This is a genomic window from Nitrospira defluvii (genome assembly GCF_905220995.1).
Lineage (GTDB): Bacteria > Nitrospirota > Nitrospiria > Nitrospirales > Nitrospiraceae > Nitrospira_A > Nitrospira_A defluvii_C.
In genome coordinates this window covers 803,299-820,559 of sequence record NZ_CAJNBJ010000001.1, presented here as the reverse complement: position 1 = coordinate 820,559, position 17,261 = coordinate 803,299, and the positions used below count along the sequence as shown (strand labels likewise).

General features: G+C 56.9%; 20 protein-coding genes. 10 read left to right on the top strand and 10 right to left on the bottom strand.

Annotation, left to right across the window (positions count from 1 at the left end; genetic code table 11):
• The first annotated feature begins 6 nt into the window (after nt 1-6).
• From KJA79_RS03835 to KJA79_RS03825, 4 genes are all read left to right on the top strand, one after another.
• On the top strand, nt 7-678 hold the full coding sequence (locus tag KJA79_RS03835) for a hypothetical protein (protein ID WP_213040675.1): 672 nt from the start codon (nt 7-9) through the stop codon (nt 676-678).
• Entirely contained in the window at nt 675-1,331 is a 657-nt protein-coding gene (locus KJA79_RS23280) for a DUF5678 domain-containing protein (protein ID WP_425518093.1), read from the top strand. Before KJA79_RS03835 ends, KJA79_RS23280 begins: the two co-directional genes overlap by 4 nt.
• An 11-nt stretch (nt 1,332-1,342) precedes the next feature.
• Nucleotides 1,343-1,786, top strand: coding sequence for a hypothetical protein (locus tag KJA79_RS03830; protein WP_213040674.1), 444 nt, complete (start codon nt 1,343-1,345; stop codon nt 1,784-1,786).
• Between the two features lie 125 nt (nt 1,787-1,911).
• Nucleotides 1,912-3,282 (top strand): phospholipase D family protein, encoded by a 1,371-nt coding sequence (locus KJA79_RS03825; protein WP_213040673.1) that lies wholly within the window; start codon nt 1,912-1,914, stop codon nt 3,280-3,282.
• 529 nt (nt 3,283-3,811) lie between these two features.
• Here KJA79_RS03825 and KJA79_RS03820 read toward each other — a convergent pair.
• The 7 genes from KJA79_RS03820 to KJA79_RS03790 all read right to left on the bottom strand — a co-directional run bounded on the left by KJA79_RS03820 (nt 3,812) and on the right by KJA79_RS03790 (nt 7,553).
• Entirely contained in the window at nt 3,812-4,075 is a 264-nt protein-coding gene (locus KJA79_RS03820; protein WP_246507401.1) for a HesB/IscA family protein, read from the bottom strand.
• A gap of 54 nt (nt 4,076-4,129) precedes the next feature.
• Nucleotides 4,130-4,636: a Rieske (2Fe-2S) protein gene (locus KJA79_RS03815; RefSeq protein WP_281412651.1), complete on the bottom strand. Its 507-nt coding sequence runs from the start codon at nt 4,634-4,636 to the stop codon at nt 4,130-4,132.
• On the bottom strand, nt 4,519-4,866 hold the full coding sequence (locus KJA79_RS03810; RefSeq protein WP_213040672.1) for a 4Fe-4S dicluster domain-containing protein: 348 nt from the start codon (nt 4,864-4,866) through the stop codon (nt 4,519-4,521). The genes KJA79_RS03815 and KJA79_RS03810 overlap by 118 nt, the downstream gene beginning before the upstream one ends.
• An 18-nt stretch (nt 4,867-4,884) precedes the next feature.
• Nucleotides 4,885-5,229 (bottom strand): hypothetical protein, encoded by a 345-nt coding sequence (locus KJA79_RS03805; protein WP_213040671.1) that lies wholly within the window; start codon nt 5,227-5,229, stop codon nt 4,885-4,887.
• Complete coding sequence (iscU, locus tag KJA79_RS03800; RefSeq protein WP_213040670.1) at nt 5,226-5,678, bottom strand: Fe-S cluster assembly scaffold IscU; 453 nt, start codon at nt 5,676-5,678, stop codon at nt 5,226-5,228. The genes KJA79_RS03805 and iscU overlap by 4 nt, the downstream gene beginning before the upstream one ends.
• 46 nt (nt 5,679-5,724) lie before the next feature.
• The gene (locus tag KJA79_RS03795) at nt 5,725-5,889 is read right to left on the bottom strand and encodes a hypothetical protein (RefSeq protein ID WP_213040669.1); all 165 of its coding nucleotides are present in this window, start codon (nt 5,887-5,889) and stop codon (nt 5,725-5,727) included.
• Nucleotides 5,890-6,176: 287 nt separating this feature from the next.
• Nucleotides 6,177-7,553, bottom strand: a complete 1,377-nt coding sequence (locus KJA79_RS03790; RefSeq protein ID WP_213040668.1) for a sigma-54 interaction domain-containing protein — start codon at nt 7,551-7,553, stop codon at nt 6,177-6,179.
• An 815-nt stretch (nt 7,554-8,368) separates the two neighbouring features.
• Between KJA79_RS03790 and KJA79_RS03785 the strand changes: the two genes are divergently transcribed.
• The 3 genes from KJA79_RS03785 to KJA79_RS03775 all read left to right on the top strand — a co-directional run bounded on the left by KJA79_RS03785 (nt 8,369) and on the right by KJA79_RS03775 (nt 11,098).
• Nucleotides 8,369-9,106, top strand: a complete 738-nt coding sequence (locus KJA79_RS03785; protein WP_213040667.1) for an OmpA family protein — start codon at nt 8,369-8,371, stop codon at nt 9,104-9,106.
• Between the two features lie 308 nt (nt 9,107-9,414).
• Nucleotides 9,415-9,579 carry a hypothetical protein gene (locus tag KJA79_RS03780; protein WP_213040666.1) on the top strand — a complete coding sequence of 55 codons (165 nt, stop codon included), beginning with the start codon at nt 9,415-9,417 and terminating at the stop codon, nt 9,577-9,579.
• Nucleotides 9,580-9,706: 127 nt separating this feature from the next.
• Entirely contained in the window at nt 9,707-11,098 is a 1,392-nt protein-coding gene (locus KJA79_RS03775) for a DUF3422 family protein (RefSeq protein WP_213040665.1), read from the top strand.
• 96 nt (nt 11,099-11,194) lie between these two features.
• Here the strand turns inward: KJA79_RS03775 and KJA79_RS03770 are convergent, their stop codons facing one another.
• Nucleotides 11,195-11,557, bottom strand: a complete 363-nt coding sequence (locus KJA79_RS03770; RefSeq protein ID WP_213040664.1) for a PilZ domain-containing protein — start codon at nt 11,555-11,557, stop codon at nt 11,195-11,197.
• Between the two features lie 831 nt (nt 11,558-12,388).
• On the opposite strand from KJA79_RS03770, the gene KJA79_RS03765 reads away from it, so the two are divergent.
• Nucleotides 12,389-12,709 carry a PilZ domain-containing protein gene (locus KJA79_RS03765; protein WP_281412650.1) on the top strand — a complete coding sequence of 107 codons (321 nt, stop codon included), beginning with the start codon at nt 12,389-12,391 and terminating at the stop codon, nt 12,707-12,709.
• Between the two features lie 225 nt (nt 12,710-12,934).
• Here KJA79_RS03765 and KJA79_RS03760 read toward each other — a convergent pair whose 3' ends face one another.
• Nucleotides 12,935-13,855, bottom strand: coding sequence for a TonB family protein (locus tag KJA79_RS03760; protein WP_213040662.1), 921 nt, complete (start codon nt 13,853-13,855; stop codon nt 12,935-12,937).
• Nucleotides 13,856-14,022: 167 nt separating this feature from the next.
• Between KJA79_RS03760 and zwf the strand changes: the two genes are divergently transcribed.
• Complete coding sequence (gene zwf / locus KJA79_RS03755) at nt 14,023-15,552, top strand: glucose-6-phosphate dehydrogenase (RefSeq protein WP_213040661.1); 1,530 nt, start codon at nt 14,023-14,025, stop codon at nt 15,550-15,552.
• Between the two features lie 32 nt (nt 15,553-15,584).
• Nucleotides 15,585-16,127 carry a peptide-methionine (S)-S-oxide reductase MsrA gene (gene msrA, locus KJA79_RS03750; protein WP_246507397.1) on the top strand — a complete coding sequence of 181 codons (543 nt, stop codon included), beginning with the start codon at nt 15,585-15,587 and terminating at the stop codon, nt 16,125-16,127.
• Nucleotides 16,128-16,145: 18 nt separating this feature from the next.
• On the opposite strand, the gene KJA79_RS03745 is transcribed toward msrA, so the two are convergent.
• Entirely contained in the window at nt 16,146-16,580 is a 435-nt protein-coding gene (locus tag KJA79_RS03745; protein ID WP_213040659.1) for a hypothetical protein, read from the bottom strand.
• Between the last annotated feature and the right edge of the window lie 681 nt (nt 16,581-17,261).

Below are 17,261 nucleotides of genomic sequence, written 5' to 3'. Positions count from 1 at the left end.
CTAAGTATGCAAATCGATCTTGATGTGGTTAAAGCGGAGTTAGGGATCGAGGCAACCTATGCCCAACCTGAGTTTTCTCTTTTTGAAGGCCCCAAGTTAATAGAAACTCTTTATAAACGTCTCGAAAAGTACGGATTGAAAATATCGGAGCTCCAAGCAGAGAATAGCGCAATAATTGGAGAGCGTCATATCAGATTCTACTTATTTAGCTACCTCATGAATGTAAAAATTCGCTACGATAAAGTAGAGGTGACATGCACAGAGTTGCCTAGAAACCGCGTCGATGATTACTCCGAGGCGATAGTAGATATTCTTGGGGCTGTGACCGATTGTTGCTCCGGTGTTTCGTTTAAGGTGTTCTCTGTTGCAACGGCATTGCATGCAAAGTTGGAAGGTAAGCCCAGTAGGGATTTCATTGGCGGTCTCACGGTAAAAGGGCCCGAAGGACTAGGTCCCCTGACTGGAGCTGGAGCAGTTTTTTATTTTGGACCTGAAAATGAACGCTTATTATCGTCAATTACGGTAGATGTCTCAGCCGCAGTGACGGATGCTATTTATCTCAGAATTTATGGCATCTGGGATGGCAAGCGGGTTCGAGTGGATTCATTGAGAAGAATGGCAAAGGATTTTGTCGCACAGGCGCTCGCTTCCTTGAACGTCCGATTCAAACAGATATGATTCTAAGTCCTCCTGAAATTCGGAAGCAGCGCCCCTTACAGGGACCGTTGTATTCCGCTGTGACATTCCCGAGCTCCCTTGCCGCAGGTGAACATCAAGGGGTCGCAGGGACATCTCCGTGGGACAGCCATGCTTTGCTGGCCCATCATTCTGAAAACTTTATGGCCTCAAGCAGCAGCCTATCTCAAGCGATCTCAGTCCCCTTAAGGTTCAGAATTGCGAATGGACTGGTTCATAATCCATCTGGTGGGTTTGAACATGAAAAAAGGCCGAGACGGTATGTAGCTTCCTCGGGCTTAGGCGATGAGCTTGCTTTCTATACCCAGGCAATTCGACAGGCGCTGGAGGCTGAGCAACTCTCCTACGCTAGAAGTCTACTTGCTGCAATTCCTCTGAATCTAGCTTCCACCGAGCAGGTGGAAGGGCTGCGAAAAGTCCTTGCACCGCCTACTGTGACGCGGACACAAGTACATGACGTTGATCGTACCCAAGAATTCATGTGGCTTAAAACCGAATCACATAAATATCGGGGTCAGTGGGTAGCTATAGAGGGGGATCGTCTTGTAGCGAATTCCCATAACCTGCGAGAGCTACGTGAGATTCTCAGTAATTTGAAGCCTACTCCATCAGTCCTCATTCATCGCGTAGTTTAGACCTTATCTAAATGTCCCTACAGCAATTAGACGGCTCCAGTTTTAGTACTGGGATGGCAAGTTTTTTTGATCAATCGGAAAGCCTCCAGGGGCCGACTTCAAAAATCTGGGTAAGGATCGAACCCGATTCCTTAGGTCAGGCTGTACTAGCCCAGGTGGACACAGGGGCAGCATGGTCAATCTTAGACGCTGACATAGCTGAAGCATTAGATCTGTTTGATGATCAAGGAGAAATTGTACCAATTAGTACACGGGCTGGTAGTTTTAAGTTTAGGCTTAAAAATATCCCGGTGCAGATTTTGGCGCAGCAGGGAGATTCATTACTAGTCAATGCGATAGTGGCAGTGGAGCGGGGGTGGAGATACGGCAATTTCCTCGGATACACCGGTTTTCTTGAACGAGTAAAATTTGCAGTTGATCCAGCTAGCAATCTGTTTTACTTCGGCCCTGGGTGACAGGAAATCAAAATGTGTGTATTGAGCCATACTTGCGCCATTACCTCCGGCACACTCTCGTAAACATGCCGCTTGGGAAGCCGAATCCACCCACCGATCTGAAGATAGCCGTTTATTGAGATGTCATGAAGTTTATCGCCGGTAAAGTTAATAATGCTTGGTTAACTGACTGTCTCCATGACTGTGTCCACGACTGTAACTGGATAAAGGTGGCCGTAGCATTCGCGCATGGGAACCCAAAACTAATTGAATTTAGTTTAAGTAAAAACATACCCATGCAATTCTGGGGAACTTACGATCCACTTAAGGCACCGATCTCGATAGCTCTGCTTGAACGGTTTCTGTTGCGGCGATCCCCCAATTTTGTATGTAAATTAGTTCCAGAGCTTTTCCATCCGAAAGTAATTTGGTGGGGCGGCTATGGTGCATATATTGGGTCCGCAAATCTCACTGATAGCGGCTGGTATAGAAATATTGAGTGTGGCTTATTTCTCACGGAGACGGAGTTGATTCAGGACGGTATTGATCTTCAGCTGGAACAGTTTTTCGAAAGAGTCGATAGGTACGCACATGCCCTAACAGATGAAATTCTTGCTGAACTCCGTGAGGCGGAGGTCGCAGCGCAAGGTTTGAGGCAGTACCAAAATGAGCTCCAGCATGAATTTGATAAAAACCGTCGTATTCCTCGCCTCGAGAGCTTGATTTCCGTCGACTCGGTAAACAGCAACACGAAGATCCGAGAATCTTTCCTAAAAGAGTGGAATGATACCTTGCAGATTCTCCGTGATATTGGTCAACGGATATCTAATCCCGACGTTCGTCCTTCTTGGATAGGAAGCGATGTCCCGAGAGGCGTACAGGCAGACCAATTTTTACACGCACACTATTACTCCAACGTTAAGGAAGGAAATGCCTCGAAACATCAGAAGCTCTATGAAATGCATAAAGATAATCCTGAGCGGGCGCTACTTGCAGCGTTCTCATGGTGGCATAAATTAGATTCTCCTCCCCATGAAGAGAACCGAACCATTGATGAATGGGCTCCTTTTTTACGAAGACTCCTTTCTAAGGAGCAATTGTTACATCTGACTGATACGGAATTTCGCGAGGTATGCGCGAGGATTCACGCTATGCGCGATCACTCCTTGCGTGTGGACAACCAAACTTACGGACTCCCTAAGAATGCGCCTCCAAAAGATCAGGAACAATGTATTAATCTTCTGGCACAATTCCTTTTAACGCAAATGTCCGGTAATGGGAAGACTGTCAAAGAGGTGATATTTTTTGTCTTGTATGGTGGCACCGTTACAGATGTACCACTCAGGATTTGGGAAGCCACTCATAGTGACACGTGGAGAATAGCGCATCTTGGCATCAGCAGTTTGGGCGAGATAGTAGGTTGGGCCATGCCAGACCACTTCCCGCCCCGCAATGGTCGCTCAAGTAAATGCCTTACAGCATTGGGTTATAAGGTGACTATACATTCAGGAGCGTAACTGCACCCCTTTGTCATTTCATTACGCGGTCTGCGTTATCTTGGGAATCGCAACGGCCAATGTTTGTAGGAGAGGCCAAATCCAGTTGGCCTTCAGGAAAAGAACTGCGTTGTCATCTCAAACTCTTGGCCCCGGTTTTGGCCCCGGTTTTGGTCCCGGTTTTGGTCACGGTTCGGTCACGGTTCTGGCCCCGATTCCAGGTATGCCTCAGTCGTCATTGGTCTTCATGCGTTGATACATAACCATTTGTTTTACAAAGAGAACATATCCATCTGTCCTCCTTGATCGCCGTCTGTCTCAACGGTGCTTTGTCCGCCTTCGGATCCGAGGGTTGGGGGTTCAAGTCCCTCCGGGCGCACCATCTGATCGAAGGATCGTTGAAGTTATTCGATCCGCCACGACTCCCGTGCAGACATCCTCGTCTCAACATCGAGTTCCACTCATCAATTGATCTCTCAGCGCGCGAAGCGTAATGGTCGGAATCATCATCGTACTCCTTTCCGTTCAGGCGCGCCTGTCCATGTGCTCTTCAGGCGCTGAATGAGCTGCCGCAACCGCACATCGTCTTAGCTCGCGGGTTCTTGATGGAAAAGCCGGAGCCTTGCACGCTGTCCAAGTATTCGACCTCGGCTCCCTGAAGCAGAGGAGCGCTCTGGGAATCCATGATGATCTTGAGGTCGCCCTGTTCGATGACCGTGTCGTCCTCGGCGATGGTGGATTCGAGCGCCATGCCGTATTGGTAGCCCTGGCAGCCTCCCCTGCGCACATAGATCCGCAGGCCGGCGGGCTGCATGCTCTTGCTGCACGAACTCGCGAATTTTCTGTTCCGCGTAAGGGGTGATGGTGATTATGAATGGCTCCTTTGCTTATGAGAGAGATGTTTCCGAAATGACCGTCCCTGCAATCGGACCTTGACATCTTCGCCGTCGACCTGCATTTCGTAGATCTCGACGGAGGCGGAAGGTGTCGTCAGCGAGAGACCCGTTCGGACGTTATATTCCCAACTGTGCCAAGGACAGGTCACGACTTCTCCCTCCAGCTCTCCTTCTCCGAGCGGACCGCCGCGATGGGCGCAGGTATTGTCTATTGCGAAGAACGAGCCATCGACATTGAAAAGCGCGATGGAGTGCTGTCCGACCGCGACGATGCGGCCGCTGTCCGTCGGAACATCGCCCACGCGCGCGACCCGGACAAACTCAGCCGTCGATCCCCTCTCGACGGATCCAATCGGCCGGACTATCCGCGCACGCCGCTCCAGACCTTGTCTGGATGGATCTCTTTGTCCGGATTCAGTTGCTTGGCCCGTTCCAATAGCACATCTTTCGATTCCGGATAGGCCGGGTCGGAGATGCAACAATTGTCGACTGGACAGACCGCGGCGCACTGCGGCTCGTCGAAATGGCCGACGCACTCCGTGCAGCGCTCATGGGTGATGACGTAGATGCTGTCACCGACGCCTTGGCCGTCCCCCACATGGTGGCCCTTGGCTTCGGCGTCACTGCGCGTTTCAAAGATCGCTTCGTTGGGACACTCCGGCAAGCAGGCTCCGCAGGAAATGCATTCATCGGTGATCAATAACGCCATAGAGATGTTCTCCTCCTGTTACACGTCCACATCTTCCAACTCGGCTGCGATGCGATTACCAAGGTCAAGGTCCGCCAGCTCGTTCGCGCCCAGCGCCAGGGCCGCTCCGTCCGGATCGTTCCAGGGGTCTCTGGAACGGCCCGCCCCTTTTCTCGTGCGTACCGAGACGGTCCGATGGAGTAGAGGCCGTGCCCGGTCTACCATCGGCGCGGGTGGCGCCTCCCGATGCTTCAGGATCACTGGATCCAGGACTTCTCCGCAGATCAGGCAGCGCCAGGCGACGAACGTGCACCGGCCGGCCTCATCCTGCAGATCAAAATAGTCATCCCGCATCATCAAGCCGCTGCATCGGGGACAATTCATCCCGCTTCCTCCACAGATCTGTCAGGACTTGATCCGCTGTCGCGGCTCAGTCCCGACACCGGGTTCCGCGCAACGTCGCTTTTGCGCCGAAAGTCGGACAACGCCGCCTTGATCGCATCTTCGGCGAGGACGGAGCAGTGGATCTTGACCGGCGGCAGATTGAGCTCGTGGACGATGTCCGTATTCTTGATCGCAGCTGCTTGCTCGATGGTTTTGCCCTTCAGCCATTCGGTGGCCAGGCTGGAACTCGCGATCGCCGACCCGCAGCCGAACGTCTTGAACTTCGCATCGACGATCGTGTCGTGCTGCACCTTGATCTGGAGCTTCATCACATCGCCGCATTCAGGAGCGCCCACGATCCCGGTGCCGACGTCCGGCGCCTCTTTCGGCATGCTGCCCATGTTCCGCGGGCGGGTGAAGTGATCGACAACTTTCTCGCTGTAGGCCATGTTCGTTTCTCCTCGTGCAAGTCTGAACAGAGACGAGCACTGTCCGCTAATGCCACAAGCTGCGCCCTTCGGCCCGTGCGAAGGCCTCCATCAGTTCAAGCCCCAGGCGCACGAGGGCTTGCTCATCGGTGAGCGCAACCAGTTGGTCCAGCGTGAGGCGCTCATCGCTCCGGTCTCCCTGGTTCGAGCAAGCCACGGTCGGTTCCGACACAATCGTCCTTCCTCTTGCGCACAAACGGCGTAGCAGGTCTGTCGTTCGGAAACTCAAGGGATAGGCACGGTTTCAGGACGCTTTAATGACGGTCTTGTCCCGCCGCTGACATAGTGCAGGTGATGTGCCAGAATTTCGTGTGGAGACCAAAGCAGAAGAGGTTGAATTGCCAGGAGTTTTGGGGGAGAGGTCGTGGAAAAGAAAACGGAAAGAATGTCATAATGACACCGAACTTTAATGTGATTGAATTTCAATATCTTTTGAGCGTCATTTTGATCGCGCCCGATTCATTTTGATTGTCCCGCACGGCTCATCTTATAAAGTTTGATGCGGCGAAGAAGCGTCGATCGACTGATGCCCAGCTGGCGGCAAGCCGACCGATAGTCCCAATCGGTCTGTTCAAGCGTCCGGGAGATGGCTTCCCGCTCCAAATCAGCAAGAGCGACTCCTGCCTCCCCTGCAGAGGTGCAGCCCCTCTTCTCCGCGGTCAGGTACTCAGGCAAGTGATCAAGGCGGAGGCTATGATCCGGGCAGCGAATGAACGCATGCTCCATGATATTTTCCAGCTCCCGCACGTTTCCGGGATAGTGGTGAGCCTCCAGCACCTGGAGCGTCGGTCCATCGACATCCCGCACGCTTTTTCCCATTACTCGGTTCAGCCGAGCCATGCAATGTTCGATGAGGGGTAGGATATCTTCTCTCCGATCTCGAAGAGGCGGCACCCGAATCGGGAATACTTGAAGTCGGTAATAGAGGTCGTCCCGAAACCGCCTTTCCTGCGTTTGGGCCGTCAGATCCTTGTTGGTGGCGGCGACGACCCGCACATCGACCTTGACGGTTTTGTTCCCTCCGACCCGCTCGAATGCTTCCTCCTGAAGCACTCTGAGCAGCTTGGCTTGCGCCATGGGGCTGATCTCCGCAATTTCATCAAGGAACAAGGTGCCCTTGTGCGCGATCTCGAATCTCCCCGGACGGTCGGCGATCGCCCCGGTGAAGGCTCCCTTGACGTGACCGAACAATTCGCTTTCGAGCAGCCCCTCGGCCAGGGCGGCGCAGTTGACGGCGACGAATGGCTGGTCCCGCCTCGGGCTCAGCCGGTGAATCTCTCTGGCAACCAATTCTTTTCCCGTTCCGCTCTCGCCCTGAATGAGGACCGTGGCTTTCGAGTTGGCCACCTGTGGCAGCACGTCGAGAATTCGCTGCAGCGCTTTACTGCGCCCGATCAGTGGGCCGCGGGCCGCCGGATGGGCCTGCCGTTCCAGCTTGGCTTTCAGCTCGTTGATCTGGCTTAAGTCGCGGTAGGTTTCGACGATGCCGATCAAGTTGCCGGTTTCGTCCCACAGCAGGTCCGTGTTGAGACTCACCGGGATCTTCCGGCCTTCCTTGTTCTGAATGACGGTTTCATAATTCCGGACTTTCTCGCGGTTGCGGATCGCCCGCTCCAGAATGCAATCCTGCGTGGAGCAGATGCTGCCCTGCACGAGGAAGTGGCAGCTCAGCGGTTGTCCGAGCAACTTATCCTGCTCGTAGCCGAGCAGCTCCCGCATTGCCCGGTTCATGTAACGGATGCGCATGTCTAGATCGATCGTGACCACGCCGTCCCCGATGCATTCGAGGACGATCGCTTCCTCGCACCGTCGGTCGGTGATGAACTTCAAGTCCATTGGGCCGCCTCCGTCACCATTATATAAGCAGTACCGGACCGGCAGGCAAGTTCACCGTGCTCTGGAGGCGCCGGTGGGGAGGGGCGGGCCTCAATGAGGAGGGAACGGCCGATCGGCACGGGAAACCTATCGGGTTCAGACCGCCCCGTAACCTGTTCTGGAGAGGGACTACGAAATCCGCCCCGCCGGAAGCGGCTCGCCTTCCACAGCTCGGTTCGATGCGCTTGGCCGCCTCGCCCGCCAGAAGAGCAGCCCAATGAGCGGCATCATGACCAGCGCCAGCGCGCCGCCGACTCTCCACATCTGGGTATCGATGGGGCCCGCGATCGATTCGGACTAGGACGCGCCAAGCTGGTACCTCGTGTCCCCGGTAGGTTCTCGTGCCGGCGTAGCCGGTCACCACCGGCACCTGCCGCCGGATCTGCACTTCTTCCACATATCCCACCTGTTCCGCCCTGGGGGGCCACGGCGGACGGCAAGCGGGCACTCTTAAGATTCAACCGCCCGTCGGGCAGCGTCATCGACTTGTCGAGCATGTGCCTTTATCGGTGAGGACGAGCCATTGCACCTTGCCGGGAAGTAGCTGTTGCTGCTTCAACGTGCGGATCAGGTGATGGAAGGTTGCCTCTCAGAATGATTGAAAACATGGCTGTTCCTTCAGGCGCCCTACGCCATCCTTGCCCGGAACCGGCCGGATAACTGCTCGACATGACAGTGCTTTCTGGCATGTCCACGCGAAAACCTGAGGAAATCGAGGCCGGTGCTATATTTGTTACGTACGGCACAGGTTACACCCCCTGCAAGGAGCAAGGTTCATGAAGTACCGTGGCGCGTCGCAGCTGATGTTGGGCGGAATGGCAGTAGTTCTGTTAACGGCACCGGGCTGCAGCAATATGAAGTGGTTTCAGTCCGGCTCGGATGAAGCCACCAGTTCGGGTTCCTCCTTGTCGGCCTCGTCTGGCGCGTCCGGCGGCGATTCGGGTGGCTACGGGAGCGGGGAAGCGGGGCGTGACGGAGAGTATCCCTCGCTTGGCCGGCAGGACGGCATGGCGGAGGCGGAAGGCGGAAAATTGCGCGGCTTTTCCCCGTTGGTGAACGGCCAGATTGCCGGCGAGGAACGCCTCAGCCGGAGCCCGATCGGTAGTATGTTGACGTCGAATGAACGGGACGAGAAGTGGGCGGCAGAAATTCGACGTGAGGAAGCGGCTGCCATGGAAGCCGGCCTCAAGGACGTGTTTTACGGGTATGACCGCTATAACGTGTCGGACAACGACGGCGTGGCGTCGTTGACGGTCAACGCGGCGTGGCTCAAGGAGAATCCCAAGGCGCTCCTCAAGATTTCCGGACATTGTGATGAACGCGGAACGCATGATTACAATCTTGTGCTCGGAGAAAAACGTGCGAAGGCCGCCAAGAGCTTCATGGTCGATATGGGGGTGAGCCCTAAGCAGGTGGCGATCGTCTCCTATGGAAAGGATCGTCCCTTCTGTGCCGACCATGATGAGGCCTGCCATCAGCAGAATCGGCGCGGACACATGTTGCTGCGCAAATAGTCGAGAGGTCCCGGCGTCTGCCCGTGAGGCGCCGGGGCCAGGTTCCGGCCGCTCCGTTCCAGCCTTTCTCCCCCTTCCATTTCCCCCATTCGTCCTCACCGTTGACGCCGAGTCTGTCGGTTGAGCAGCTCGGTGTGTCTCTGTTCTGACGCCGCTGGCGGACATGATCGATAGCGTGGAGCTGCCCCTTTAGGCAGACTCAGGTCTCCCCTTCTGCGCTGGCATGGTGACAATACGCGGGAGCTTATGGTATTGAGCCTCAGCGGGGACAGGCGTTCTGCCCCCTCATTCGCCGAAGGAGTATGATTGTGAACCAGCGCTTTGGAATTACCGTGAAGTTCTTGATTTCAGCCGACTCACCCGAAGAGGCTGAAGAGATTATCGAATCTGCCTGCGAAAAGATGGCCTCATCCATCCATGAAGGGGATGTCAGCTACGAAGGCATTGAAGATATCGAAGAGGAAGATGAGTAATGACGGGGTCCGTCTTCGCCGCCAGTCCAATAGCCGCCTCCGGGGATCGACTTCGTTCCGGGGGTGTGCCGATTTGGCGGCGAGGTGAACCTATGCGGTCTCCGTTTCAGCTGGAGAAGCGGACCTTATGACGGACTCGGTCGAGCCTGCCGGAACCGATTCCCGCCGCCCGGGATTTTTGAACCGGATTCATCAGTCCAATAAACAGTACTTGCCGCAGTGGCTTGGTGTGCCGGCGCACATTCATCATGTTGCGTACCGAATGGCCAATCCTCCGGTGGAACGGCCCAACAGTCGACGGGAGTTTCAACATCTCCTCCAGGCATTGGACATCACCGAAGGCGCGATCGAGGAGCGGTTTGGCTACGGGTTCAAGAGTGCCGCCAATGGCGACCGCTTGGTGGTCGTGTGGGAGGCCCACACGGAGTACTACAGCTATCAGGTCTGGCATGTCGTGAAAGACAGCAGCGCTCCGCTGGATTTCGGCCCGATCACCTTTCCCGGCTATGTGATGCCTCTCTGCCCACTCGGCATCAGGGTGAATGCCCTCGACTTGTTGTTCCTGCCGCAGGAGCTGCCGCTTGAGCGGGAATTGCCTGCGAGGCTTCCCGGCGCCATGGTGTATGGCAGTCGCATTCTGGGGGACGACATCGTTGCGGTGACCAGTTTCACGCCTGATGAGTTCGACCGGGAACGGTACCTGATTTGTTCGACGTCTGAGCAGGCGCTGCGCCAGCAGGTGGCAAAGATTGTGGATACGATCGTCGCCATCGAAAATTATTACCACCTCGTCATGTTGCCGATGAAGGCCTTCTCCCGGGCCGTCGATCAAATTCATGACTATGAACAGCGGCACCTCTACCAACGGGCCGTCTTGATCGAGCAGCTCGGTGGGACCACTCCGCCGACCATGCAGAAATGGCTGACGGTCCTCACGCAAGACCTGTTGCAGGTGAGTCGGCTGGCGGAGTCGATGCGATACCGGCTCTCGGCTTCGGTCCCATACGACCGTATCGTGCAAAGCAATCTGGCGGCCTTGCAGGAGCGGCCCTATCCCCCGCTTCGTCAAATCTCCGAGTATGTGAGTTGGAAAATTACCGGCGTGACCGATGGCTATCAACAGTTGCTCCGTCGCATCGATGCCATGGAGAAGGATTTTGAGGCCACGGTCGCGGTGCTGCGCACCCACATCGAGCTGCGGTTGCAGGAGCAGAATATCGAGTTGCAGGATCAGAACATGAAGTTGCTGGCCAGCGTGGATTCCACGACGCGCGCGCAGGCGATTCTGCAGCGCACGGTCGAGAGTCTCTCGGTGATCGTCATCACCTACTATCTGACGGGCTTGGGCGGCTATGTGCTGAAGGCCTGTTACGAGATGGGGTGGATCAAGAATGCCAATGTGGCCACGGCGATCTTCGTGCCGATCGCGTTTGCGATTTCCTTTACCCTCATGACGGTGGGGAGGAAAATCATCGTCAAGCGGATGGCGAATCCCGCCTCGGACCCCGGGGGGCACTGACGGCCTTCCTCGGGTAGCTCGTGCCACCGAAGGGGGGAGTCCTTCCCCATCGCAAGCCGGGCGTCGACGAGGAGGATGCCGTGCGCAAGGAACGGCTCAGGCGGCGGTCAATTCCTGCCGGTCGGTGGTGACCCCGGCAGTCGATTCTTCCAGTACCCGACCAATCAAGCGCTGGAGACGGCTCTGCTCATCCTGACGCACTCGAATGAACTCCACGCCTGCTTTCTGTTCGGTTGCCCAACGAACCTTCGCGAGCCCCACGGTCAGTGGTCGGGCCTGATCCGGAGCCATCACGTGTAATTCCAGGTAATCGCCGGGCTGAACGGGAAGGGTTGTTTCGATGGCGCACCCGGGGGCCGACAGATTGATGAGAGTGCCCTGACCGACCATTGAATCGCCGGAGAGCCGGACTGGGTAGGCGACCGTGACCCGCGTGGATGAACGAAGATCCATGTCCATAGTAAGGCCTCCTTGCCTTCACCCTCGGTTCCTGAGGGCTACACACCTTGTCGGTAAGGGTTTTTCTGAACTTTAGTGGGGGACGGCTTACGGCCCACTCTGCACGCTCCTTCAAGGGGGAATCCTTAGGGTGTGGGCGGAGGGGCTAGTGGCCCTCGTGGGCCGTTAGCAGGCCAGTGTCGGCCTGTCAGCCAGAGGACCAAGGGGATACTGACGGGAAAAGGAAGCAGGATGAGCAGGACGAGGGCAAGGGGTCTTCCCTTGGAACCTCGCAAAATTGGGAGATGTCTCATGACGAACATGGGGAGCTCCAAATCCGTGCCGCTACGACTGTTGCTCGAGGGGTCTCCTCCTGCCCCTGCGCTCGTTCCCGAGAGAGGCTGTCAGACCCGACGCAAGAGGTCCGTGACCCAGTAGGCGATCAAGGCCGAGAACGCTCCGATGGTGATGAGCATGTCAAAATTGAGTTCCATGGGTCGTCTCCTGTGACGTGATGAATAGCCTGACTCTACGCACCTGATGCAGCAACCCCTGTGCCAGTCTGGTTGTGGCCAGGGCGTGGAGTTGAGCCCGCTCATGCACTGGGATTATCGAGCGGGCCGGCTGCTGTGTGTGACAGGTGTGGGTGGGAACGGGAGAAAGAGATACGGCAGCGTATCTTCCCCGATACGCTGGCTGAGCTGCCTGCATGGAGTCGAGGCATCGGCCGGCTGCTCTGGCCTGCCTGGTCTAGGGTGTGGAATGCCGGTTGATTTCGGGAGCTGAACAGCGTATCCATCTCGGGATCTTGCTCGGGTTGAACGCCTGTCACCATGTGCTGAAAGGACCATATTGGAGCGCCGCGATAGTCCCCGTTATGAAATTCGAGTGCCTCTCACGTTTTCCGGCCAGTCCGTTGCCGGAAGCGGATTGATGACCAGCCTGTCCAGGGAAGGCTGTCATGTGGTGAGTGAGGAGTCTCTGTCTGCGCGAGCTTGCTTGTCCCTCCATGTCGAGTTTCCCGCGCCCTATGAGCCCTTGACGGTCGAGGTGGCTGAGGTGCGTTGGACGGATGCCACGGGGTTCGGGCTGGTCTTTGTCCATGTGCACGATGAAGAGCATGCCAGGCTGCAGAAATTTATCGACTGGTTGAAGAGGACCCAGAACAACTAGTCCGGATTATTCATGACGGTTCGTTGCGAACTCGCCAAGCCACATCGTGAGACCGGCGCGCAGAGCCGTGAGGGTCCGAGGCATACTCGTGCGGTACGTCGAGGAGCCGAGGGGCGAGCCCGACGGCTGCAGGCTTGTCGGAACAGCGGATTGACGAGTGCAGCAGAAGGGTTCATGAATAATGCGGGCTAGGCACTCGTGAGCCCGGGAGGCGTTCTCCCTGCGTCAATGGCCACCCGGCGGAACTTCGACATGCACGTCGATGAAGGGGTCCGTCGTACCTGGCGGGAATGGGGGGAACGGGTGGGCGTTTACCACGGCCAGCAGGGCCGCCCGGTCGAGCGTCAGGTCCCCGGAACTCCGTTCGACTTCGATAAGCTGCGCCTCGCCGTTAGCATAGAGACGAAAGCCGATGCTCGGTGCCCGCTGGAATGGATTGGTCGGTCGGCCGCCCGCTTCATCGTGCAGTCGTTGACGAATCAGCCCCTGTAACCTTTTCCAGTAGCCCTCCTGCCTTGCCAGAGTTCGAGCCCCGGCTAAGTCTTCTTCTTCGACTTGCCCTTCCAGCAGGGCGAGATCCGTCTGTGCGCGCTGTGATTGGCGCGGGCCGTCGGTCAGATGGCGTGACAGATCCGCCGGCCTTCGGCGGTGATCCGCATATCCCGGTATGGCGATCGTGATGACGACGGTGCGGTCGAGCAGTGCTTCAACCTGTTCTCCCCGCGGGCGACCGATGAGGACGTGGATGGTGGTCGCTTTCGGCGGCGTCCCCATGGTGCTGGGCAGTCGACCGAGATCAACGGTGGCGGAATACCCATGCCGGTCATGATCCATGTCCAATGGCACGATGTAGGGGGCCGTGTCGGGGATCTCAAATTGAGCCAGCAGCGGGACACCTGGCCAGGCCGGTGCATTCGGGACGTGAACGAATATCGTAAGACGCCGGTTGATCGGCAGAGCCCCGAACAGACTGTCGGCCGGCAACTCGATCTGAAGGTCCTGCGGGGCGAGCTGAACGGTCGTGCCGTTCGCTGGTGGTGCGGTGCCCGCGAGCGCCAGCATTCCGGCGAGCACCAGGCCAAAGGACCGTTGGCGATACCACGAACAAGGCGGCGTCACGAAGCGATCTGGCGCGGGGAGTTGCATGGTGGTACTCGCTGGGGTGGGCGATGTTGTGTGTGTCTCTCCCATCAGTACCATGTGCCCGAGAGGGTGCCTACTTAAACTCAGAAAACTGTCGAGTCGACGAAGCGGAGGTTGCGTAGACTTCATGGATCAGGCAGGATATCGCGTTGTCTGAGAGGACCTCGTCTATGAACTCAGGGCCGACCATGGACCTTCCCCGGCTCCGTACTCCCTGTGTGATGGTGATTTTCGGGATCGATGGCGATCTCGCGAAGCGGAAGCTGCTGCCGGCCGTCTACAACCTCATGGCCGGGCAGTTCCTTCCGGAAGAATTCGCCATCGTGGGATTAGATCGGCCGGAAAGCACGACCGAAGCATTCCGAGAAAAATTGGACCGGGTCATGGGCGAGTATTTGCCCGCGTCCGCCGACCGAACTGTCTGGCAGGCCCTGTCGCAATGTGTGCATTACCTGGCCGGAGATTTTCAAGAGGGGAGCACCTATCGCCGGCTGAATGAGCTCCTAGCAGACGTGGACGCTGCCGCCGGGACCAAGGGGAACTACATTTTTTATCTGGCCACCATTCCAGGGCTGTTCGGCAAGATTGTGACGCATCTCGGCGAGTATGGGCTTACGGTGGAGCGGGAAGGAACCTGGCGCCGGGTCATCATCGAAAAGCCGTTCGGCCATGATTTGGACTCGGCCCGGGCCCTCAATCATGAACTGCAGCGAGTCTTGCACGAACGGCAGATTTATCGCATCGACCACTATCTTGGTAAAGAAACGGTGCAGAATATCCTGGTGTTCCGGTTTGCCAACGGGATTTTTGAACCGGTCTGGAATCGTCAGTACATCGATCATGTGCAAATCACGGTGGCGGAGAGCCTCGGGGTCGAGCATCGTGGGCGGTACTATGAGCAAGCCGGAGCATTACGCGATATGGTGCCGAATCATTTGTTGCAGTTGCTCTGTTTCCTGGCGATGGAGCCGCCGAACTCCTTTGCCGCGGACGCCGTGCGCGACGAGAAGGCCAAGGTGCTGCGGGGTGTGATGCCGCTGAATTCGCTCGATGTGCTGCGGTATGTGGCGTTCGGCCAGTATGGACCGGGCACGATCGAGGGGAAATCGGTTGCAGGGTATCGCGCTGAGCCGCATGTCGAGTCGGAATCGATGACGGAGACCTTTGTGGCGATGAAATTATTCATCGACAACTGGCGCTGGGCCGGGGTGCCGTTTTACCTGCGGACGGGGAAACGCATGAGGCGGCGGTTGACGGAAATCGTGGTGCAGTTCAAACGGGCGCCGTTCATGTTGTTTCGCAAGACGCAGGTGGATCGATTGGCTCCGAATGTGCTCGTCATCCGCATTCAGCCGGACGAAGGTATTTCTCTGCGGTTCGATGCCAAAGTCCCGGGACCGACGGTGCGGATCGGGACGGTCGATATGGACTTTCAATATGCGGATTATTTTGGAAACGCGCCGCATACGGGATATGAAACGCTGCTCCACGATGCCATGGCCGGGGATGCGACGTTGTTCCAGCGGGCCGACAACATTGAGTTGGGTTGGGCGGTGGTGCAAATGATTTTGGATGTCTGGAAGTCGTTGCCCGGTGCGGCAGCGTTTCCGAATTATCCCGGCGGGAGTTGGGGGCCGCCCGAGGCCGAGGCCTTGCTGCGGCGGGAAGGCCGGGAGTGGTGGAACGGAGGACAAGCGTAATCGGTGTGGTGGCGGATGAGGAGAGGTGCGTGATGGCGCAAGCGATGGAAAGTGCGACGCTGGCCGGCGGCTGCTTCTGGTGTCTAGAGGCGGTCTATGACCAGATGAAAGGTGTGCAATCGGTTGAATCCGGCTATATCGGCGGACAGGTGGACTCGCCGACCTATGAGCAGGTGTGTGGCGGTCGAACGGGCCATGCGGAGGCGGTGCGGATCACCTTTGATTCCGGGGTCGTCAGTTACCGCAATCTGCTGGATGTGTTTTTTGTCATTCACGATCCGACGACCTTGAATCGGCAGGGGAATGACATCGGGACGCAGTATCGTTCCGCAATTTTCTATCATTCGCCGGAGCAACAACGCTGCGCGCAGGAAACGATTGCCGCGGTGACGGAGGCTAGGCTCTACCTAAATCCGGTCGTCACCGAAGTGGTCCCGGCGACGCGGTGGTTTGAGGCCGAACGTTACCATCAAGAGTATTTTGCACGGAATCCTTCTGAGGGCTACTGCGCCTATGTGGTGGGGCCGAAGGTTGCCAAGTTCCGTCAGAAGTTTTCGTCGTTGCTCCGGGGGTGATCGGGGACCGGAACTCTGCTAGACCCGTTTGAGCAGCCGGAACAGGCCGTCGCGAAGGTCCTGCAGCAGACTTGGTTGTTGGGTGACCTGGTAGCGTTTGATGAGCAGTTCCGCTTGAGGGGGACAGAACGGCCACTCGATGGCGTTCTTTCCCTGAACCTGGGCCAGGAAGTCTTCAGCCGATCCCTCGGCCGGAGTCTGGAGGACGATCATGGGGTCTTTGGGATCCAGGAGACAGGTCGAGTCGTAGCCGGCCTGACGATGCTGGTCCGGTCGGTTGAGGGAAACCTTGTGCGCCCCGGTGGAGAAGACGGTGTCCCCTTCGCGAATGGGGCCTTCCGGTGCGAGGGAAAAGAGCACCATCGGGGTGAGAATAATCACCGCGGCGGCTGTCGCGATCGACCAGAGCGGCGGCTCGGCTCCCTGTCGGGGGAGCGTGTTCGGCCGATTCACGATGCTGACAGGCCTCCATCCGATGGGACTTGCGTCCCCGTCACAACTGCTTCACACTCACGTTCCCGCGCAATTCGGTCATCTTACCCGATGCGACGGAGAAAGGCGCGCACCGACACCCGATATGGTCTATTGTCCCATGTGTTCAGGCAGTGCCAAGCGCGTGGCCCGGCACGGATGGAAGGATTTTTTTCTGCATTTGATGGGCTATTACCCATTCCGATGCACGCTCTGTCACCACCGCTTTCGCTTGCGTCGGCGAACCTAAGAGCCGGATCTCGCCGGCCGGCAAGTTATCACCCGCACATTTTTGTACCAATTTCGGCCATGGCGTTGGTCGTTTGGATGACTGTCCAGTCGTCCAAACTAGACTTGCATCGCCTTGGGGTGTTTCAGTAGGATCCTTCCCTGAGGCAGCACCATAGTCCTTAGCGGGTGAGTGAGTCACATGTCTTTTTGTGGAAAATGTTCCGGCTATACCAAACGGTCCCGCCGTCAGGGGCTGTTGGATTTCTTCTTCTTCCTGATCGGCTATTATCCCTATCGCTGTCTGCGATGTGGTCGCCGAACCCATCTCCGTCAACGGGTCTGACTCCTCGCCCACTTCAAGTCCTCTGCATCCAATGGGTCTGTGTGTGAAGCCGCGTGGGGGAGGAATGTCTCTGCTCCTGCCATGCGATG